This window comes from Methylobacterium sp. WL6 (assembly GCF_008040095.1).
In the GTDB taxonomy this organism is placed as follows: Bacteria; Pseudomonadota; Alphaproteobacteria; order Rhizobiales; family Beijerinckiaceae; genus Methylobacterium.
Genome location: NZ_VRVH01000019.1, coordinates 26213 through 42541, shown reverse-complemented (window position 1 = coordinate 42541; position 16329 = coordinate 26213). Strand labels below are relative to the sequence as shown.

Genomic DNA, 16329 nt, shown 5'->3' with positions numbered 1-16329 from the left:
GCATCGAACCAGCCGCAGCGCCGCTTGCGCCCGGTGTTGACGCCGAACTCGCGGCCCGAAGCCACGCCGTTCCTCCCGCCGGCTCCGGCCCCGTCCTTCCTGCCGAAGCCGCCGGAGGAGCCGCGCGAGGCCGCCGTGCCGATCACCGCGCGCAAGCCGAAGGGCCCGGATCCGATCCCCGAGCCGGAGCCCGCGGCGGTCCAGCCGGCCGAGGCCGTCGACGATCCGATCGCCGCCAACGATGCGGCGAACGGGCGGCAGCGCCCGCGCATCGACGTGGTGGCGCCGCGCGGCGGGCGCTCGCGGATGCTGCGCAACGCCTTCGTCGGCATCGTCCTGACGGTGGTGATCGGACTGATCGCGGTCGCGGCGTTCCTGCTGCGCGACAAGCCGGCGAACCTGCCCTCCGGCGGTGCCGAGACGGCGGAAACCCAGCCGGAGGGCGCCGAGACGAAGTTCTCGGACCGGATCGGCGGCGACCCCGCCCCGAAGGCATCGCCGCCGGCCGTCGCGACGGATCAGGCCGGGTCGCGCAATCCCGCGAGCCCGCCGAGCCAACCCGGGATCGCGGTGGCGCAGCGCGCCGTCCTAATCGAGGAGAACACCGCGGGCCAGAACGCGGCGCCGACCTCGACGACCGGCCGCGTGGTCTGGCGCCTCGATTCCGTTCCCGGCGAGCAGGGCCAGCCCTTGGAGACGGCGATCGTCGCCACGGTGACGGTGCCGGAAGCCGGCCTGACGCTAGTGATGACGATCCAGCGCAACCTCGACCAGACCCTGCCGGCCTCGCACACGATCAATCTCGTCTTCACCGGCACCGGCGCGGACGGCGAGAAGCGCTCGGTGCAGGATATCGGCCTGCTTCAGGCCAAGGACGACGAGGCCGCCCGCGGTTCGCCGGTCTCGGGCCTACCGGTCCGCGTGCGGGAGAACCTATTCCTGATCGGGCTGTCGTCGCTGCGCGGCGACGTCGACCGCAACACCGACCTGCTGCTGCACAAGCCCTGGTTCGACATCGCGATCCGCTACGCCAGCGGGCAGCGCGCCGTGCTCAATTTCGAGAAGGGCAGCGCCGGCACGCAGGTGGTGCAGGAGGCGTTCGACCAGTGGAAGTGAGCTGACGGCTCCGACGGAAGGCCGTGCCGCCCTCCCCGTATGGGGGGAGGGGACATGCCCGGATGTCGCCGCCGACGCTGGTCTCGGCGTCACGCACCCATGCGCGGCAATTCCCGCGTCGCGAGGTTGCGTTTGACCGCTTCCTGGACCTTCTCGAACGCCCGCACCTCGATCTGGCGGACGCGCTCGCGCGAGACGCCGAACTCGCCCGAGAGGTCCTCCAGGGTGATCGGATCGTCGGCGAGGCGCCGCGCCTCGAAGATGCGACGCTCGCGGGCGTTGAGCACCGAAAGCGCGTCGCGCAGCGCCGAAAGCCGGTTCTGGCCTTCCTGCTCGCCGGCCAGCACCGTCTCCTGGCTCGGCGCGTTGTCGACGAGCCAATCCTGCCACTCGCCCTCGCCCTCCTCGCGCAGGGGCGCATTGAGGGAGGTGTCGCCGGACAGGCGGCGGTTCATGTCGATCACGTCCTGCTCCGGCACGCCGAGCCGGGTCGCGATCTGCGCCACCTGATCCGGCTTGAGGTCGCCCTCCTCGAGCGCCGAGATCTTGCCCTTGGCCTTGCGCAGGTTGAAGAACAGTTTCTTCTGGTTGGCGGTGGTGCCCATCTTCACGAGCGACCACGAGCGCAGGATATATTCCTGGATCGCCGCCTTGATCCACCACATCGCGTAGGTCGCGAGGCGGAAGCCCTTGTCGGGATCGAAGCGCTTGACCGCCTGCATCAGGCCGACATTGCCCTCGGACACGACCTCGCCGATCGGCAGGCCGTAGCCGCGATAACCCATGGCGATCTTGGCGACGAGGCGCAGGTGCGAGGTGACGAGGCGGTGCGCCGCCTCGCGGTCGCCGCCGTCGCGCCAATTCTTGGCCAGCGTGAACTCTTCCGTCGGCTCCAGCATCGGGAACTTGCGGATCTCGTCGAGGTAGCGCGACAGGCCACCTTCGTTGGCGAGCACGGGCAATGCGCCGGCCATGGCATTCTCCTTGACGATGGTCCCCCTGGCGGGCGGACACTCTGGTGCGGAGCACCGCTTCTCAAGCCGGCTCTCCGAATCCCCATGGTAGAGGGGAAAACTCCGAGCCGGTAGCAGGTCCGCGACGCGAACATAGACCTCAACGCATCACGCCTCCGGAAGGTCGAACCTGTCACGATCGGTCGCGGGCCTCGGTGCGGTTTCACACGCTGGTCCTTGACCGTGGCCCGGCGGCCACGCGGCTCAGCGCTCCGCCAGCGCCGCCACCAGCCGCGTCATCTCCGGCGGGAGCGGGCTCTCGAAGCGGAGGTGCTCGCCGGTGCGCGGATGGGCGAAGCCGAGCAGCGCCGCGTGCAGCGCCTGCCGCCGGAGGGCCTTCAGCGCGGCCTGCGCGGTCTCCGACAGCCGCGCCGCCTTGGTGATGAAGGCGCCGCCGTAGACCGCATCCCCCAGGAGCGGATGCCCGCGATGGGTCATGTGCACGCGAATCTGGTGCGTGCGCCCGGTCTCGAGCCGGCAGCGGACCAGGGCGGCCTCGGGGTAGGCCGCCTCGACCGCGTAGTGCGTCACCGCGTGCCGGCCCTCCTCGGGGCGCACCACCGCGATCTTCTCGCGGTTCTTGCGGCTGCGGTCGAGGTTGGCGTCGATGGTGCCCACCCGCGGCTCGGGCAGGCCCCAGACCAGGGCGAGATAGGCCCGCTCCAGCGGCCCGTTGCGGCCGTGGTCGGCGAACTGCGCGGTGAGGCCCTTGTGGGCGGCGTCGTTCTTGGCGACGACGATCAGCCCGCTCGTGTCCTTGTCGAGCCGGTGGACGATGCCGGGCCGGCGCACGCCGCCGATCCCCGACAGGCTCGCCCCGCAATGGCCGATCAGCGCGTTGACGAGGGTGCCGGCCGCGTGCCCGGGCGCCGGATGGACCACCAGCCCGGCCGGCTTGTCGATCACGACGAGGTCGTCGTCCTCGTAGGCGATGACGAGGTCGACCGCCTCCGCCTGCGGCTCGGCCGACACCGCCTCGGGCAGCACCACCGCGAGCACCGTGCCCGGCCCGACCTTCACCGCCGAATCCAGGATCGTCACCCCGTCGCGGCGGACATGGCCCGCCTTGACCAGATCCTGCAACCGCGCCCGCGACACGTCGGGAAAGGCGATCGCCAACGCCCTGTCGAGGCGCACCCGCTCCGCCTCCGGCCCGATCACCGCCTGCCGCTCGCCTTCGATCTCCAAACCCTGCAACACGCCACTCCTCACGACCCGGCGAAAAAGGCTCCGCCCGGGTCTTGCTCCATCGCCGTACCGTCGCTATACGAACGCCTCGCCGGCCGATAGCTTCATCAGCCGCAGCGACCGCGCCCATCGTCTAGCGGTTAGGACAGGTCCCTCTCACGGATCAGACCGGGGTTCGATTCCCCGTGGGCGCGCCAACTTACTTCTAATAAACGAAAATTTATCGTTCGGCAGCGAGAACGACCTCGCCGGATCGCCCGGCTTCGTCGCCAAGAGGGCGTGCATCCGTCTCGCTCGTCCTGCGCTTGCTTTCGTGCCACCGCTCATCTCGCTCCTCATTCGCGCCGCTTCTTCGCGCTGCGGTGGTGAAGCCTGAGAGACCGCCTCAACGCCGGCTCTCCGGTCAACTGCGCGAGGGTCTCGAGGTCGCCGCGAGGCGTTCCGTCGGGCACCGCGCGTCGGTCGGTCCGTCGGTCCTCCGCAGCCGACGATGAATCATAGATCCGCGCGGGGCGCACAGCATCACCGTCGGTGGGCATTCCTATTCGTGATGCAATCTGAGGGTATCCAGGACTCTGGTCCCTGACGATTCGTTCCGCGTCCACTGGCCGGCAGCTTCGTGGGTCCATTCGAGCGGCACTGGCTCGGCGGCGGCGACGGGCCGAGGAAGGTTCAAAAAGCGGTCACCATCGACACGTTGTCCAGCTCTACATCGTTGTCATAAAATGATCTTTTTGACGGCGAGAGCGCCGTCGGCAGCGTGTGATCGTCCGGGCCGCGGCAGCTCAGTGTCGGTGCATTCGACGTCGACACACCGCCAACGCCGACCTCGGCCGCGTTACAAATGCAGGGGCGTGTTGATATATTTCCTAGGTCGGTCATTGCCCGGGCCGTATATGGCTAATAGTTCTTAACACGCATGAAAAAAAGCAGCTCCAAAAGCTGCCCTCGATGCAGCGTGACCATGTCTCCCTGCGTCGGGTTCGTCTGGGAGGCGGGCCGATCGATGTCGAGACTAATGAAATACATCCTGTGCAACCAGGAGATGTTGCCCCTGGCCGAGACTATCGACCGGGCGACGCGTCGCGTTGCGGGTGGTGCACGCCTCTCGTGGGACGTGCCGCCGCATCCGGCCCGCTGCGATCGGCCATCCGTGCGACCGAGGATCATCCTCCTCTCACGCGACCTAGCCTGAACTCATTCGCGAAAAAATCGTCCGCGCCGATGCATCGCGCGTCGTTCGAAGGCTGAAGCGGTCAGCGCGGCGCGCGTTGCTTGCGCGCCTCGCTGCAAGCGTCGCCGCGTTCGCGGCGGATGCCCTCACGGCACCTGCCTCGAGACAATCAACAACGACGATCAGACCGGGGAGAGAGCATCATGGCCGTCTATGGCAGCCTCAAGGGGCACACGTTCTTCGACACGAACGGCAACGGCACGCAGGAATACGGTGAGGGCAACCTGTTCGGCGGGTTCCCGGTCGGCCTGTACAGCGCGGACGGCAGGACCCTGATCGCGACGACCTTGACCGACGCCGACGGCAACTACGATTTCGGCCAGCGCCCCGACGGCACCTACGCGATCCGCTTCGGCAGCGGCGGCGGCTTCCGCGGCGACCAGGCCACGATGACCGCGGACGGCGCCAGCTGGATCACCAACGTCACCGTCGGCCGCGGCGCCACCACCACGGTCGACCAGGGCTTCTACGTCGGCGCCGGCGGCACGATCGGCGGCACGGTCGGGACCGACCTCGATGGCGACGGGCAGGTGACGGCAGGCGAGGGCCAGGGCGGCGTCATCGTCCGCGCCTTCGACGGCGTCGGGAACCTCGTCGGAAGCACGAGCACCGACGCCGACGGCCATTACGGCTTCTCGGGGCTCGCCGGCGCCTACACCGTGCAGGTGGTCAACCCGCTGGGTCAGACCGTGGTCGGAAGCGCCTACAAGGCGGTCGCGGCCTCGGTCGCCTCGGGGTCCGACGGCAACAGCTTCGTCCTGGCGGCCGCGCCGACGCTCGCGCCGTCCGCCGGCAGCGGCAGCGTCGGCGGCCACACCTTCTTCGACACGGATGCCGACGGCAGCCAGCAAGCCGGCGAGTACAGCCTCGGCGCCGGCTTCCCGATCGACCTCTGTAATGCGGCCGGAACGGTCCTCTACGGCAGCACCGCCACCGACGCGAACGGCAACTTCGTCTTCGCGAACCTCGCCGACGGAACCTACGCGCTGCGGTATCACACCAGTGACGGCTTCCACGGCGACCAGGGCATCACCACCGCCGACGGCTTCAACTGGCAGGCCGTCTCCGTCGATCACGGCGCGCCGACCCTCGTGAGCCAGGGATTCAACTTGGCCCCCGCGGGCAGCATCAACGGCATCGTCTACGCGGACTCCAACGGCAACGGACGGATCGACACCAGCGACGGCGGACAGACCGGCGCCGTCGTCACGCTGTACGACGCGAGCGGGCACGCGATCCAGACCACGACGACAGGCCCGAACGGCGCCTGGGCCTGTCTCGGCCTGGGCGGCGGGCAATACACGGTCGCGTTCGATCCCGGTCTCGGGAACGCCGTCGTCGACGCGCCCGCGAGCGTCTCGCGGACGGTCGTGAACGGCACCGCCGTCAACTACGAGCACACCCTCGTCACCGGAGCTGCGAAGGTCGCGGCCGGCCTATCGGGCACCGTGTTCGCCGACGCCAACGGCAACGGGCGCTTCGATGCCGGCGAGGCCGGCGTCGCCGGCGCGCACGTCGCGGTGATGGACGGCAGCGGCTACGTCGTCGCGACCCTGACCGCCGATCCAAACGGCCACTACACCCTGCCGGACCCCTATGCCGGGCAGAACTACCGCGTCGTCGTCAGCCCGCCCGCCGGCTTCGCCAGCGAGGACGCCCGCGGCGTCTCGGGCCTGGCGCTCGTCCCGGGCCAGGCCCTGGACCATGTCGACCTCGCCGTCGTCGCGGCCACCGCGCCGGCCACCGTGGTTCCGCCCACGGTCAGCAAGGTCATCAACGTCGTCGTGCGCGGCCAGTCCAACACCTACTACCCCACGGTCGAGGGGCAGATCGAGGTGATGCGCCAGGAGATCCAGAAGCTGCTCGGCTTCGACGGCATCAACCAGCGCGTGAACGTCGTCGCGACGAGCAACGATCCGAACAAAGGCGACACCGAGATCGGCGGCACCTCGCTGACGGCCGACTGGCTCCATCCCAACGGACCCGACTGGTCCTCGACCTATCTCGAGCGCGGCTATCTCAGCGCGATCAACCAGCTGCCGGCCACCGACCGCGGCGCGCCGACCGCGATTGTGATGCTCCACAACGAGTGGGACAGCAACTTCACCACCGGGCTTACGGCCGACCGCTGGATGAGCGCCATGCGCTACGAGGCCGGCCTCGCCCGCGCCGTCCTCGGGCTGAGCGCCAGCGACGCGCCCTACCTGTTCGTCTCGCCGATCCCCTTCGCCGCCGGCGCGCCGCAGCAGCCCCTGCAGAATCAGGCGATCGCGGTCGGGCAGGCCGAGCTCAGCGCCGACGCGGCGTTCAACGCGAAGGTGGTCACGCTGCAGAGCAGCGACGTGACCATGGATCACGACGGCGCCAACGGCGGGTTCCACCTCAATACGCAGGACCAGCAGACGCTCTACGGCCGCGCCGCCCTCGGCCTGGCCCAGCAGTTCGCGGCATCGGCGATGCCGGGCTCGCCGATCAGCCTGGCCAACGGCAACATCGACAATCTCGGGCCGCAGGTCACCCAGGTCTCGGCGGTGGCCGGGCACGCCAACCAGCTCCTCGTCACCCTGGCCTTCGATCAGGCCGCGAGCCTGCAGGGGCTCGACGGCGTGGCCGCCTCGGGCACCGGTTGGTCCGTTCGCGCGGGCTACGACGACGCGACCGCGGAGGCCAACGGCACCGCTGCCCAGATCGTCGACGCCAACCACCTGCTGCTGACGTTCGACACCGCGGTGCCGGCCGGCGAGCGGCTGTTCTACAGCTGGGGCAGCCTGCGCCTGCAGCAGAACAACGGCCCGGGCAACGGCAACGCGATCTACGACAACAACGGGATGCCGCTTTCCGTCGATCCGCACGGCCTGCCGATCGGCTACGTCGCCGCCGGGGGCCCGGCGATCACCGGCACGGTCGCCAACCAGACCACCGCGCAGGCCGCGATGGGCCCGTTCGCGACGACGACCCTCGCCGACCCGAATCTCGGCGCGACCGACACCCTGCGGATCACCGTCACGGGGGCCGGCGGCACGCTGTCCGGCGCCGGGCTCGTCGCCACCAACGACGGCGCCTACATCCTGTCCGGCTCGGCCGCGACCATCACCGCGGCCCTGCACGCGCTCACCTTCGCGCCCACGATCGGCCAGCCCGGCACGACGACCTTCACCCTGCAGGCGATCTCGAACGCCTACCCGACCGCCGCCATGGACAGCACCACCTCGGTGGTGATCAAGGCGCTCGGCATCACGACGGCGCTGGCACAGGACACCGGCACGTCGGCGATCGACGGCATCACGGCGAACGCCACGGTCAGCGGCGTCACCAATGCGGGCGCGACGGTGACGTTGGTCGACGAAGCCGGCCGCACGGTCGGCCGCGCGACCGCCAATGCGAACGGGCAATACACCATCGCCCCGGCCGGGCTCGCCGACGGCGTCCACACGTTGACGGCGACGGAAACCTATCTCGGCGTCGCGGCGGGCTCCGCACGTGTCGGCCTCGTCCTGGACCGTGCCGCGCCGGGCACGCCCGGGCTCGCGCTCGCCCACGACACCGGCGCGTCGGCGAGCGACCGGATCACCTCGGACGCATCGCTCACCGTGAAGGCGGCGGAGACCGGCGGCAAGCTGGGCTACGTCGTCGACGGCAGCGCGGTCGGGACCTACGACCCGAGCACGCTGAAGGACGGCGCCCATACGGTCTCGGTGACCCAGTCGGACGCCGCCGGAAACGTCTCCGCCGCCCGCACGGTCGGCTTCACCCTCGACCACACCGCGCCGGTTGCGCCGACGATCGCGCTCGCCCACGATACCGGCTTCTCCTCGACCGATCGGATCACCGCCGACGCGACCCTCAAGGTCACGCCGGCCGAGGCCGGCGGCAAGCTGAGCTACGTCGTCGACGGCAGCGCGGTCGCCGCCTACAACCCGAGCACGCTCAAGGACGGCGCCCACACCGTCTCCGTCGTGCAGACCGATGCCGCCGGCAACGCTTCCGTCGCCGGGTCCCTCGGCTTCGTGCTGGATCACGTCGCTCCGACCCTGAAGGCCGACACCGCCTCCGGCACCGGCTTCGCGGCGGCGCTCGCCGGCAAAGTGCTGGCCAACGACACCGGCGCAGCCGGGCTCCACCTGGTGGCGGTGCAGTTCGGCAACGGGCCGTCCCACGCCGTTTCGGCCTCGGGCACGGTCCAGGCCTACGACCCGAGCGGCACGCTCACCGTCTCGGCCGACGGCAGCTACAGCTACCAGCCGACGAAGGTCGGCCACGCGGTGTACATCGAGACGGTGGCGGATGCGGCCGGCAACACCGGCCAGACCACGCTGACGATGAACGTCGCCAAGGCGGCGATCCCGTCGTCGCTGAGCTTCGGCTTCGCGCTGACCGAGGCGCACTTCGACTTCCGCGACGGTCACGCCCTGATGACGACGCCGAACGGCATCGTCACCGACCTGACCGGCGTCGCCACCATCGCCTTCACCGACGGGACCGTGCGGGAGAAGGACGGGTCGCCCCTGGTCGACGACCTGTACTACGACGCGAACAACCTCGACGTCTGGCGCGCCCACATCGATCCGGACACGCATTACGCGCAGTACGGATGGCACGAGGGCCGCGACCCGAACGCCTCCTTCTCGACCAACGCCTACCTGGCGGCCAATCCGAAGCTCGGTCCCGCCGGCGTGAACCCGCTGACGCACTACGACGTGCGCGGGTGGCTGGACGGTCGCAGCCCCGGCGCGGACTTCTCGGCCGAGGCCTACCTGGCCGCGAACCCGGACGTGGCCGCCGCGAAGATTGATCCGCTCAAGCACTACCTCGCGACCGGACAGGCGGAGGGCCGCGCCGCGTTCCCCGGGCTGACCATCGCCAACGGCACGGGCGACCATCTCTACGGCGACTTCGACGCGACCTACTATCTCGCCCACAACCTCGACGTGGCGGCCGCCGCACGGTCGCAGAGCGGGTCGGCGGATTCGTTCGCCTTCACGCACTACCTCACCACCGGCGCGCATGAGGGCCGCGACCCGAACGCCTACTTCTCGACCGACGGCTACCTCGCCGCCAACCCCGACGTCGCCGCCTCCGGGACCAATCCGCTGCTGCACTACGAGCAGACCGGCTGGTTCGCGGGACGCGACCCGAGCACGGCCTTCCACACCGACGCCTACCTCGCCGCGAACTCGGACGTGGCGGCTCTCGGCATGGATCCGCTCCACCACTACCTGCAGTTCGGCATGGCGGAAGGGCACCATCTCGCCTGAAGCGCGCCGCGCCGGTGCGCCGCCTCGACGGGACGCACCGGCGCTCTCCGGCCGGCGAAGAAACCGGCTCGGCGCGAAAGCGTGCACCGGGGCCAGGGTGCTCTCCGTCAGCCGCAATGTGCGAATCGGGGCAGGCTTGCGCGGCGACCCCGACGGCGGATCAGGCGAACAGCCCGACGAGCGCGTAGCACCCCGCCGCGATCAGCGCGGCGGCGGGCATCGTCAGCACCCAGGCGATGACGATGTTGCCGGCCACGCCCCAGCGCACCGCCGAGGTGCGGCGGGCGGCACCGACGCCGACGATGGCTCCGGTGATGGTGTGGGTGGTCGAGACCGGCACGCCGAGCCAGGTCGCGGCAAACAGCGTGATCGCCCCGCCGGTCTCGGCGCAGAACCCCTGCATCGGGTTCAGGCGGGTGATGCGCGAGCCCATGGTATGGACGATGCGCCAGCCGCCGAGCAGCGTCCCGAGCGCCATCGCGCCCTGGCAGGCGAGCACGACCCAGAGCGGGATGTAGAACTCGGATCCGAGCAGCCCCTGCGAGTAGAGCAGCACCGCGATGATGCCCATGGTCTTCTGGGCGTCGTTGCCGCCGTGCCCGAGGGAGTAGAGCGAGGCGGAGAGGAACTGCATCACCCGGAATGTGCGGTCGACCGCGAACGGCGTCGCGCGCACGAAGCTCCAGGAGACGGCGAGCACCAGCAGCAGCGCCAGCAGGAAGCCGAGCAGCGGCGACAGCACGATCGCGGCGATGGTCTTGCCGAGGCCGGCCCACACGATCACCGGCGGCCCGGCCTTGGCGAGGCCCGCGCCGACGAGCCCGCCGACGAGGGCGTGCGAGGAGCTCGACGGGATGCCGAGCACCCAGGTGGCGACGTTCCAGGCGATCGCGCCGATCAGCGCGGCGAAGATCACCGGCGCGTCGACGATGCTGGCGTCGACGATGCCGGTCCCGAGCGTCTGCGCCACGTGGAGGCCGAAGAACAGGAAAGCGATGAAGTTGAAGAACGCCGCCCAGATCACGGCGTAGCGCGGCCGCAGCACCCGCGTCGAGACGATGGTGGCGATCGAGTTGGCCGCATCGTGCAGGCCGTTGAGGAAGTCGAAGACCAGCGCGACGGCGATCAGTCCGACGAGCCAGGGCAGCGCGAGCGCGGTGATCGTCATCCTCAGACGTTCTCGATGACGATGCCGCTGATCTCGTTGGCGACGTCCTCGAACCGGTCGACCACGCTCTCGAGGCTGCCGTAGATCTCGCGTCCGATCAGGTAGCGCATCGGGTCGGTGTGGCCGTGGGCCTGGTACAGCGCCTTGAGGCCCTGGTCGTGCAGCTCGTCGGAGCGGCCCTCGACGCGGGTGATCTCCTCGGTGAGGGCGGAGAGCCGCGTGGCGTGGGTGCCGATCGCGCTCAGCAGCGGGACGGCCTCGGCGGTGAGGCGGGCCGCCTGCACCACCGTGTCGCCCATCTCGCGCATCAGCGGCTCGAAGGTGCGGATCTCGTAGAGCTCGATGGTCTTCACGGTCTTCTGCATCTGGTCGATGGCGTCGTCCATCGACTGGATCAGGTCCTTGATGTCGCCGCGGTCGAACGGGGTGATGAAGCTGCGGCGCACCGCGAGCAGCACCTCGCCGGTGATCGCGTCGGCCTCCGCCTCGCGCGCCACGATCGTGCGGCCGAACTCCGGCACGGCATCGCCGCCCTGGAGCAGGCCGTGAAGGGCGTCGGCTCCGGCGACCAACGTCTTGGCGTGGCGCGCGAACAGATCGAAGAACCGATCCTCGCGCGGCATCAGCGCCCGGAACCATCCCAGCATCGCGGCGATACCCCTCGGCGCCCGACCGTCGACGCGCCGCTTCCGGTCCCTCGTGGCACGCTTTGCGGCTCGGCGCGAGGGCGGGCGCGTGAAAGGCTCGACCGATCATGCCGAAGCGTATCGGACGGCGCTACACCACCTTCCTCGTCGCGGTGACCGCGGACGCGGCCACAAGCACGGTGCCGGCTTCGGTCTACGCGGTGATGGCGCGACGCCCGGACGAGGCGTTGGAGATCGTGCGCGCGCAGGCCGACGGGAGCGACGAGGTCGTCGTGGTCGGGTCGCTGTCGAGCCGCATGGCGAAGGCGATCCGGCTGTCGGCGGGCGAGATGCGCGCGATCTGAACGGCGAGCCCGCGCATCGCCGCGACGGCGCCCGGCCGGGATCGTCGGATCCCGGGGACGGCATCGGATCGGGCCCGCACGGCGGTCGCCGCGGCAGCCCGATCCGGTTCGGCCCATCCATGCGCCCTCGGCGCCGACCTCGGACGCGAGGGCGGTCGAGGTTCAGCGGATCACTCCGCCGCCTGCTGCAGCCGCAGGCGCTGGTTCTGGCCGATGGTCCGGGAGATCACCGAGCGGCGGGCGCTGTAGCTCGCCGAGACCAGGGGGTAGTCGATCGGGAGGCCCCACTTGCTGCGGTAGGCCTCCGGCGACAGGCCGCGCAGCGTCAGGTGCCGGCGCAACGCCTTGTAGGGCTTGCCGTCCTCGAAGCTGATGATCGAATCCTGGCGGATCGAGGCGCGGATCTGGGCGTCGGTCGGCCGGGCGAGCACCGGCTTCGGCGGCGTCTGCAGGCCGGTGATCGAGCCGTGGACCGTCCGGATGAGGTCCGGCAAGCCGGCGGCCGGCACCGAGTTTCGGGCGACGTAGGCGGCGAGGATCTTCGCGGCGAGATCGATGGGGTCTGAGGTGGTCTGCACGGTCGTGTCCTTCCGAATTCAATCTGGTGGGTGCGCCGGGGCGCGAAGTCGTCGAAACCAGGATGCTTCAGCGGTCGATCGCTCTAGAGGGACGCGGCGAGAGGAGCCGCTGCCGAACGATTATGCGCCTGCGCGCTCAAAACACAACTTATGCGCGATCCATTCAGTGCGTTAAATCTACTTAGAATTGATTAACGCGCTCAAGCGGGTTGCAAATGCACGCACGCAGCGCGCTCCGGTCGACCATTTCGCTTACGGCGACAATCCCTTAGGCGAATCCTAAATCGTCCGCCGCTCGCGCGAATCGCTATACACTTTCTAGTTGTATGCCTCGCGCTGCCGCCCGGTGCGACGCCCTCGACGAGGCACCGGGCCTTTACCGGTCTGGCGACCTCGCCGAGAACGGGCGGCGGAGGATCGCATCATGGAAGTCCTGGTCGTCGGTGCGGGCGTCGTCGGCCTCGCGACCGCGCGCGCCCTGGCGCTGCGGGGGCACGAGGTCGTCGTCGCGGAGGCGGCGGAGGCGATCGGCACCGGCGTGTCCGCGCGCAACTCCGAGGTGATCCACGGCGGGATGTACTATCCGGCGGGCTCCCTGCGGGCGAAGCACTGCGTTGACGGCGCGCGCCGGCTCTACGCGCTCTGCGAAAGCCACGGCATCGCCCACCGCGCCTGCGGCAAGCTCATCGTCGCCACGACGGAGGCCGAGGCGGAGACGATCGCCGCGATCCGGGATCGCGGCGTCGCCAACGGCGTCGAAGGACTCGATCTGCTCGACGCCGCCCAGGCCCGACGCCTGGAGCCGAACCTCGCCTGCACCGCAGCGCTTCTGTCGCCGCGGACGGGAATCGTCGACAGCCACGGCCTGATGCTGGCGCTGCAGGGCGATCTCGAGGATCGCGGCGGCGCGATCGCCCTGCACACCCCCGTCACCGGCCTGGGGCGCCGCGACGGACGCTGGGCGGCGGCGTTCGGCGGTGCGAGCCCCGGCGACTATCCGTGCGACGCGGTGGTCAACGCGGCGAGCCTCGACGCACAGGCCCTGGCCGCGCAGACCGAGGGCTACCCGGCCGAGCGGGTGCCGCGCCGTGTGCTGGCGCGCGGCAACTACTTCGGCTTCACGGGAAAGCCCGCGTTCTCCCGGCTGATCTATCCGGCACCGGTCGAGGGCGGCCTCGGCACCCATCTCACCCTCGATCTCGCCGGGCGGATGCGCTTCGGCCCCGACGTTGAGTGGATCGAGGCGGTCGACTACCGGGTCGATCCGGCGCGCGGCGACGCCTTCTACGCGGCGATCCGGCGCTACTGGCCCGGCCTGCCCGACGGCGCGCTGGTCCCCGATTACGCCGGCATCCGCCCGAAGCTCACCGGCCCGGGCGAGCCGTCCGCCGACTTCGTGATCGACGGGCCGGCCGAGCACGGCCTGCCGGGCCTCGTTCACCTGTTCGGAATCGAGAGCCCGGGCCTGACCGCCAGCCTGTCCCTGGCCGAGGCGGTGGCCGACCGCCTCGGCGCGTGACGGCGCGCTCTCAGGACAGGATCCGCAGCGCCAGCGGCACGAAGATCGCGGTGAGGAAGGCGTTCAACCCCATGGCGATGCCGGCGAAGGTGCCGGCGACCTCGCTCACCTGGAACGCCCGCGCGGTGCCGACGCCGTGGGCGGCGAGCCCAACCGCGAAACCGCGGGCGCGCATGTCGCGGATGCCCAAGGCCTGCATCAGCGGCGTCACCAGGATCGCCCCGGTGATGCCGGTCAGCATCACCAGCACCGCCGTCAGCGTCGGGTCGCCGCCGAGCGCTTCCGAGATGCCCATCGCCACCCCCGACGTGACCGATTTCGGGCTGAGCGAGACGATGACGGGCTCCGGGATGCCGAGGAGGCGCGCCAGCACGATCGCGCTGCCGAGCGCCACCGTGCAGCCGGCGACGAGGGCGGCGAGCATGGGCAGGAGCGCCCGCATCACCGTGGCGCGGTGCTCGTACAGCGGCATCGCCAGCACCACCGTCGCCGGCCCGAGCAGGAAGTGGACGAACTGCGCGCCGTCGAAGTAGGTGGCGTAGGGCGTGCCGGTCAGGGTCAGCACCGTGCCGGTGATCGCGATGGCGATGAGCACCGGGTTCGCCACCGGGTGGCGCCCGCTCGCGGCCGAGATCCGGTCCGCCACGAGGTAGGCGGCCAGCGTCACCGTCAGCCACAGCAGCGGCGTGCGCGCGAGGTAGACCCAGACCGCGAACTCGCCGCTCACCGGTCGCCCCCGATCCGCGCCGTCAGCCGCGCGACCCAGAGGAACACCAGAACCGTGGCGACGAGCGCCGCCGCGGTCGAGACTACGACCACGATCGCGAGGCGAAGCCCCTGCGCCTGCACCACGTCGAGGCGCCCGACGATTCCGGCGCCGGCCGGAACGAACATCAGCGACAGGTTCGCGAGCAGCCCGCGGGCCGTGTTCTCCAACGTCCCGTCGGTCAGCGGCTTCGGCAGGACCCGCGCCAAGTGCAGCGCGCGCCGGTCGCGCAGCACCAGGAAGCCCAGCATCAGGGCCATGCCGAGGACCGGGCCGGGGAGGGGCAGCCCGGCGCTGCGGGCAAGCACCTCGCCGAGGAGCTGCGCCAGCAGGATCAGGGTCAGGCTCGCGATCATCGATCGCCGCCGCTCAGGCCGGATCGGCGGCGATGCCGGGGATGCCCTCGCCGCGCGCCCGCGCGATCCCGGCCTCGTCGAAGCCGAGGAGCTTGCCGAGCCGCCAGACCAGCGCCTCCTCGAACTCGTCGACGTGGCCGTCGGCGGCGGCGACCGACCACGCCATCGCCAGGATGCGCCCGCGCTCGCCGGCATCGGCCTCGTGCGGCAGCATCTCGACGAGGCTCGCCACGTCGCGGGTCTCGGAATCGAAGGCGGCGGCCCGGGCGATCAGGGCGTCGGCGGCCTCGGCGCTCTCGGCGTAGCGCCCGCGCACCAGACGCGCGAGGCGGTCCAATTCCGCCGGCGCGAGGATGCCGTCGGCCCGGGCCACGTGGACGAGGAGCGCGGTGGCGGCCAGGTGGGTGTCGTCGCCCGGCGTCTCGTGCGCGGCGACCCCGAGGGCCTCGGCGGCATAGGCCCGCAGGCGTGCGATCAGCGACATGGCGATGTTCCCGCGACCGGCGCGCCCGGTGCGGTGGGACCCTTCCCGCCGCATCCGCCCCCGTCAAGGACGCGAAGCCCAGCCCCGACGCTTCCCCGCGCCGCCGTGTCCCGCCTGCATCGCAGCCGGCCCCGCGAACGGTGCCGCCTTGCCAACGGCAGACCGGACGGCTATGCACCGTGGCCTCGGCGATCGCACCCTGCGACCGCGGACGGATGCCGCTTTAGCTCAGCTGGTAGAGCACCTCATTCGTAATGAGGGGGTCGGGGGTTCGAATCCCTCAAGCGGCACCAACACTTAGCCCTCTGCTTGCTTACCGGAAATGATGACCGGTAAGCACATGGTAAGCAGACCGGGCAACTGCCTTCCTAGCGACACGCCTTCAATCACCTGTGGCCCCTATAACCCACGGGCTTTAGGATCAGGTGCAACCATCCAGGTCAGCGCCATGCGAACCATCATCCTCACGCTTGCGATCGCGATCGCGCCCGTCCCGGCGTTCGCCATATGCGCCTGTGTCTGCGTGCAGGGCACCGCTGTGGGTCGTTGCTCGTCAACGGTCGAAAACGTGCCAATCTGCCAGAAGCTTTGCATGCCATCCGTGTCTGCAGGTTCGGTTTCTGAGCCTTCTATCACGCTGCCTGGGGCGCCTGTGCGCCGG

Annotated in this window: 12 protein-coding genes and 2 tRNA genes; 6 read left to right on the top strand and 8 right to left on the bottom strand. The window is 70.3% G+C overall.

All coding sequences use genetic code 11. From position 1 onward, the window contains the following. Positions 1–1116, top strand: a 1116-nt coding sequence (locus FV230_RS05180; RefSeq protein WP_246694743.1) for a histidine kinase, incomplete at its 5' end; no start/stop codon positions are given. Between the two features lie 89 nt (positions 1117–1205). Here FV230_RS05180 and rpoH read toward each other — a convergent pair. Together rpoH and FV230_RS05170 are read right to left on the bottom strand one after the other, a co-directional pair. Continuing rightward, positions 1206–2090 carry an RNA polymerase sigma factor RpoH gene (gene rpoH, locus FV230_RS05175; protein WP_147728070.1) on the bottom strand — a complete coding sequence of 295 codons (885 nt, stop codon included), beginning with the start codon at positions 2088–2090 and terminating at the stop codon, positions 1206–1208. A gap of 243 nt (positions 2091–2333) precedes the next feature. Continuing rightward, entirely contained in the window at positions 2334–3311 is a 978-nt protein-coding gene (locus FV230_RS05170; RefSeq protein ID WP_147841535.1) for an RluA family pseudouridine synthase, read from the bottom strand. Positions 3312–3439: 128 nt separating this feature from the next. Between FV230_RS05170 and FV230_RS05165 the strand changes: the two genes are divergently transcribed. After that, positions 3440–3514 (top strand) — tRNA-Glu (locus tag FV230_RS05165). Positions 3515–4694: 1180 nt separating this feature from the next. Then, positions 4695–9806, top strand: a complete 5112-nt coding sequence (locus FV230_RS05160; protein WP_187275391.1) for an SdrD B-like domain-containing protein — start codon at positions 4695–4697, stop codon at positions 9804–9806. 160 nt (positions 9807–9966) lie between these two features. Here FV230_RS05160 and FV230_RS05155 read toward each other — a convergent pair whose 3' ends face one another. Both FV230_RS05155 and FV230_RS05150 read right to left on the bottom strand, forming a co-directional pair. Further along, on the bottom strand, positions 9967–10974 hold the full coding sequence (locus tag FV230_RS05155) for an inorganic phosphate transporter (protein ID WP_147725666.1): 1008 nt from the start codon (positions 10972–10974) through the stop codon (positions 9967–9969). A gap of 2 nt (positions 10975–10976) precedes the next feature. Next, positions 10977–11621, bottom strand: a complete 645-nt coding sequence (locus FV230_RS05150; RefSeq protein WP_147841530.1) for a DUF47 domain-containing protein — start codon at positions 11619–11621, stop codon at positions 10977–10979. A 107-nt stretch (positions 11622–11728) separates the two neighbouring features. On the opposite strand from FV230_RS05150, the gene FV230_RS05145 reads away from it, so the two are divergent. After that, positions 11729–11965 (top strand): hypothetical protein, encoded by a 237-nt coding sequence (locus FV230_RS05145; protein ID WP_147725668.1) that lies wholly within the window; start codon positions 11729–11731, stop codon positions 11963–11965. A 170-nt stretch (positions 11966–12135) separates the two neighbouring features. On the opposite strand, the gene FV230_RS05140 is transcribed toward FV230_RS05145, so the two are convergent. Then, a complete protein-coding gene (locus FV230_RS05140; RefSeq protein WP_147725669.1) occupies positions 12136–12543 on the bottom strand; it encodes a MucR family transcriptional regulator in 408 nt (135 codons plus the stop codon). 424 nt (positions 12544–12967) lie between these two features. Here FV230_RS05140 and FV230_RS05135 point away from each other — a divergent pair, with 424 nt between their 5' ends. Next, complete coding sequence (locus FV230_RS05135; protein ID WP_147841529.1) at positions 12968–14062, top strand: NAD(P)/FAD-dependent oxidoreductase; 1095 nt, start codon at positions 12968–12970, stop codon at positions 14060–14062. Positions 14063–14072: 10 nt separating this feature from the next. Here the strand turns inward: FV230_RS05135 and FV230_RS05130 are convergent, their stop codons facing one another. From FV230_RS05130 to FV230_RS05120, 3 genes are read right to left on the bottom strand one after another with little or no spacing between them, the layout of a single operon-like run. Beyond that, entirely contained in the window at positions 14073–14789 is a 717-nt protein-coding gene (locus tag FV230_RS05130) for an LrgB family protein (protein ID WP_147725671.1), read from the bottom strand. Further along, positions 14786–15184: a CidA/LrgA family protein gene (locus FV230_RS05125; protein ID WP_147841528.1), complete on the bottom strand. Its 399-nt coding sequence runs from the start codon at positions 15182–15184 to the stop codon at positions 14786–14788. The genes FV230_RS05130 and FV230_RS05125 overlap by 4 nt, the downstream gene beginning before the upstream one ends. Positions 15185–15197: 13 nt before the next feature. Continuing rightward, the gene (locus FV230_RS05120; RefSeq protein ID WP_147841527.1) at positions 15198–15668 is read right to left on the bottom strand and encodes a TerB family tellurite resistance protein; all 471 of its coding nucleotides are present in this window, start codon (positions 15666–15668) and stop codon (positions 15198–15200) included. Positions 15669–15885: 217 nt separating this feature from the next. On the opposite strand from FV230_RS05120, the gene FV230_RS05115 reads away from it, so the two are divergent. Continuing rightward, positions 15886–15961: transfer RNA gene (locus FV230_RS05115), tRNA-Thr, on the top strand. Positions 15962–16329 lie beyond the last annotated feature (368 nt).

What these genes read in the sequence shown, in the direction of transcription:
- rpoH (WP_147728070.1), bottom strand. Translation starts at nt 2,090, where the DNA reads ATGGCCGGCGCATTGCCCGTGCTCGCCAACGAAGGTGGCCTGTCGCGC.
- FV230_RS05160 (WP_187275391.1), top strand. Translation starts at nt 4,695, where the DNA reads ATGGCCGTCTATGGCAGCCTCAAGGGGCACACGTTCTTCGACACGAAC.
- FV230_RS05155 (WP_147725666.1), bottom strand. Translation starts at nt 10,974, where the DNA reads ATGACGATCACCGCGCTCGCGCTGCCCTGGCTCGTCGGACTGATCGCC.
- FV230_RS05150 (WP_147841530.1), bottom strand. Translation starts at nt 11,621, where the DNA reads ATGCTGGGATGGTTCCGGGCGCTGATGCCGCGCGAGGATCGGTTCTTC.
- FV230_RS05145 (WP_147725668.1), top strand. Translation starts at nt 11,729, where the DNA reads ATGCCGAAGCGTATCGGACGGCGCTACACCACCTTCCTCGTCGCGGTG.
- FV230_RS05135 (WP_147841529.1), top strand. Translation starts at nt 12,968, where the DNA reads ATGGAAGTCCTGGTCGTCGGTGCGGGCGTCGTCGGCCTCGCGACCGCG.
- FV230_RS05125 (WP_147841528.1), bottom strand. Translation starts at nt 15,184, where the DNA reads ATGATCGCGAGCCTGACCCTGATCCTGCTGGCGCAGCTCCTCGGCGAG.
- FV230_RS05120 (WP_147841527.1), bottom strand. Translation starts at nt 15,668, where the DNA reads ATGTCGCTGATCGCACGCCTGCGGGCCTATGCCGCCGAGGCCCTCGGG.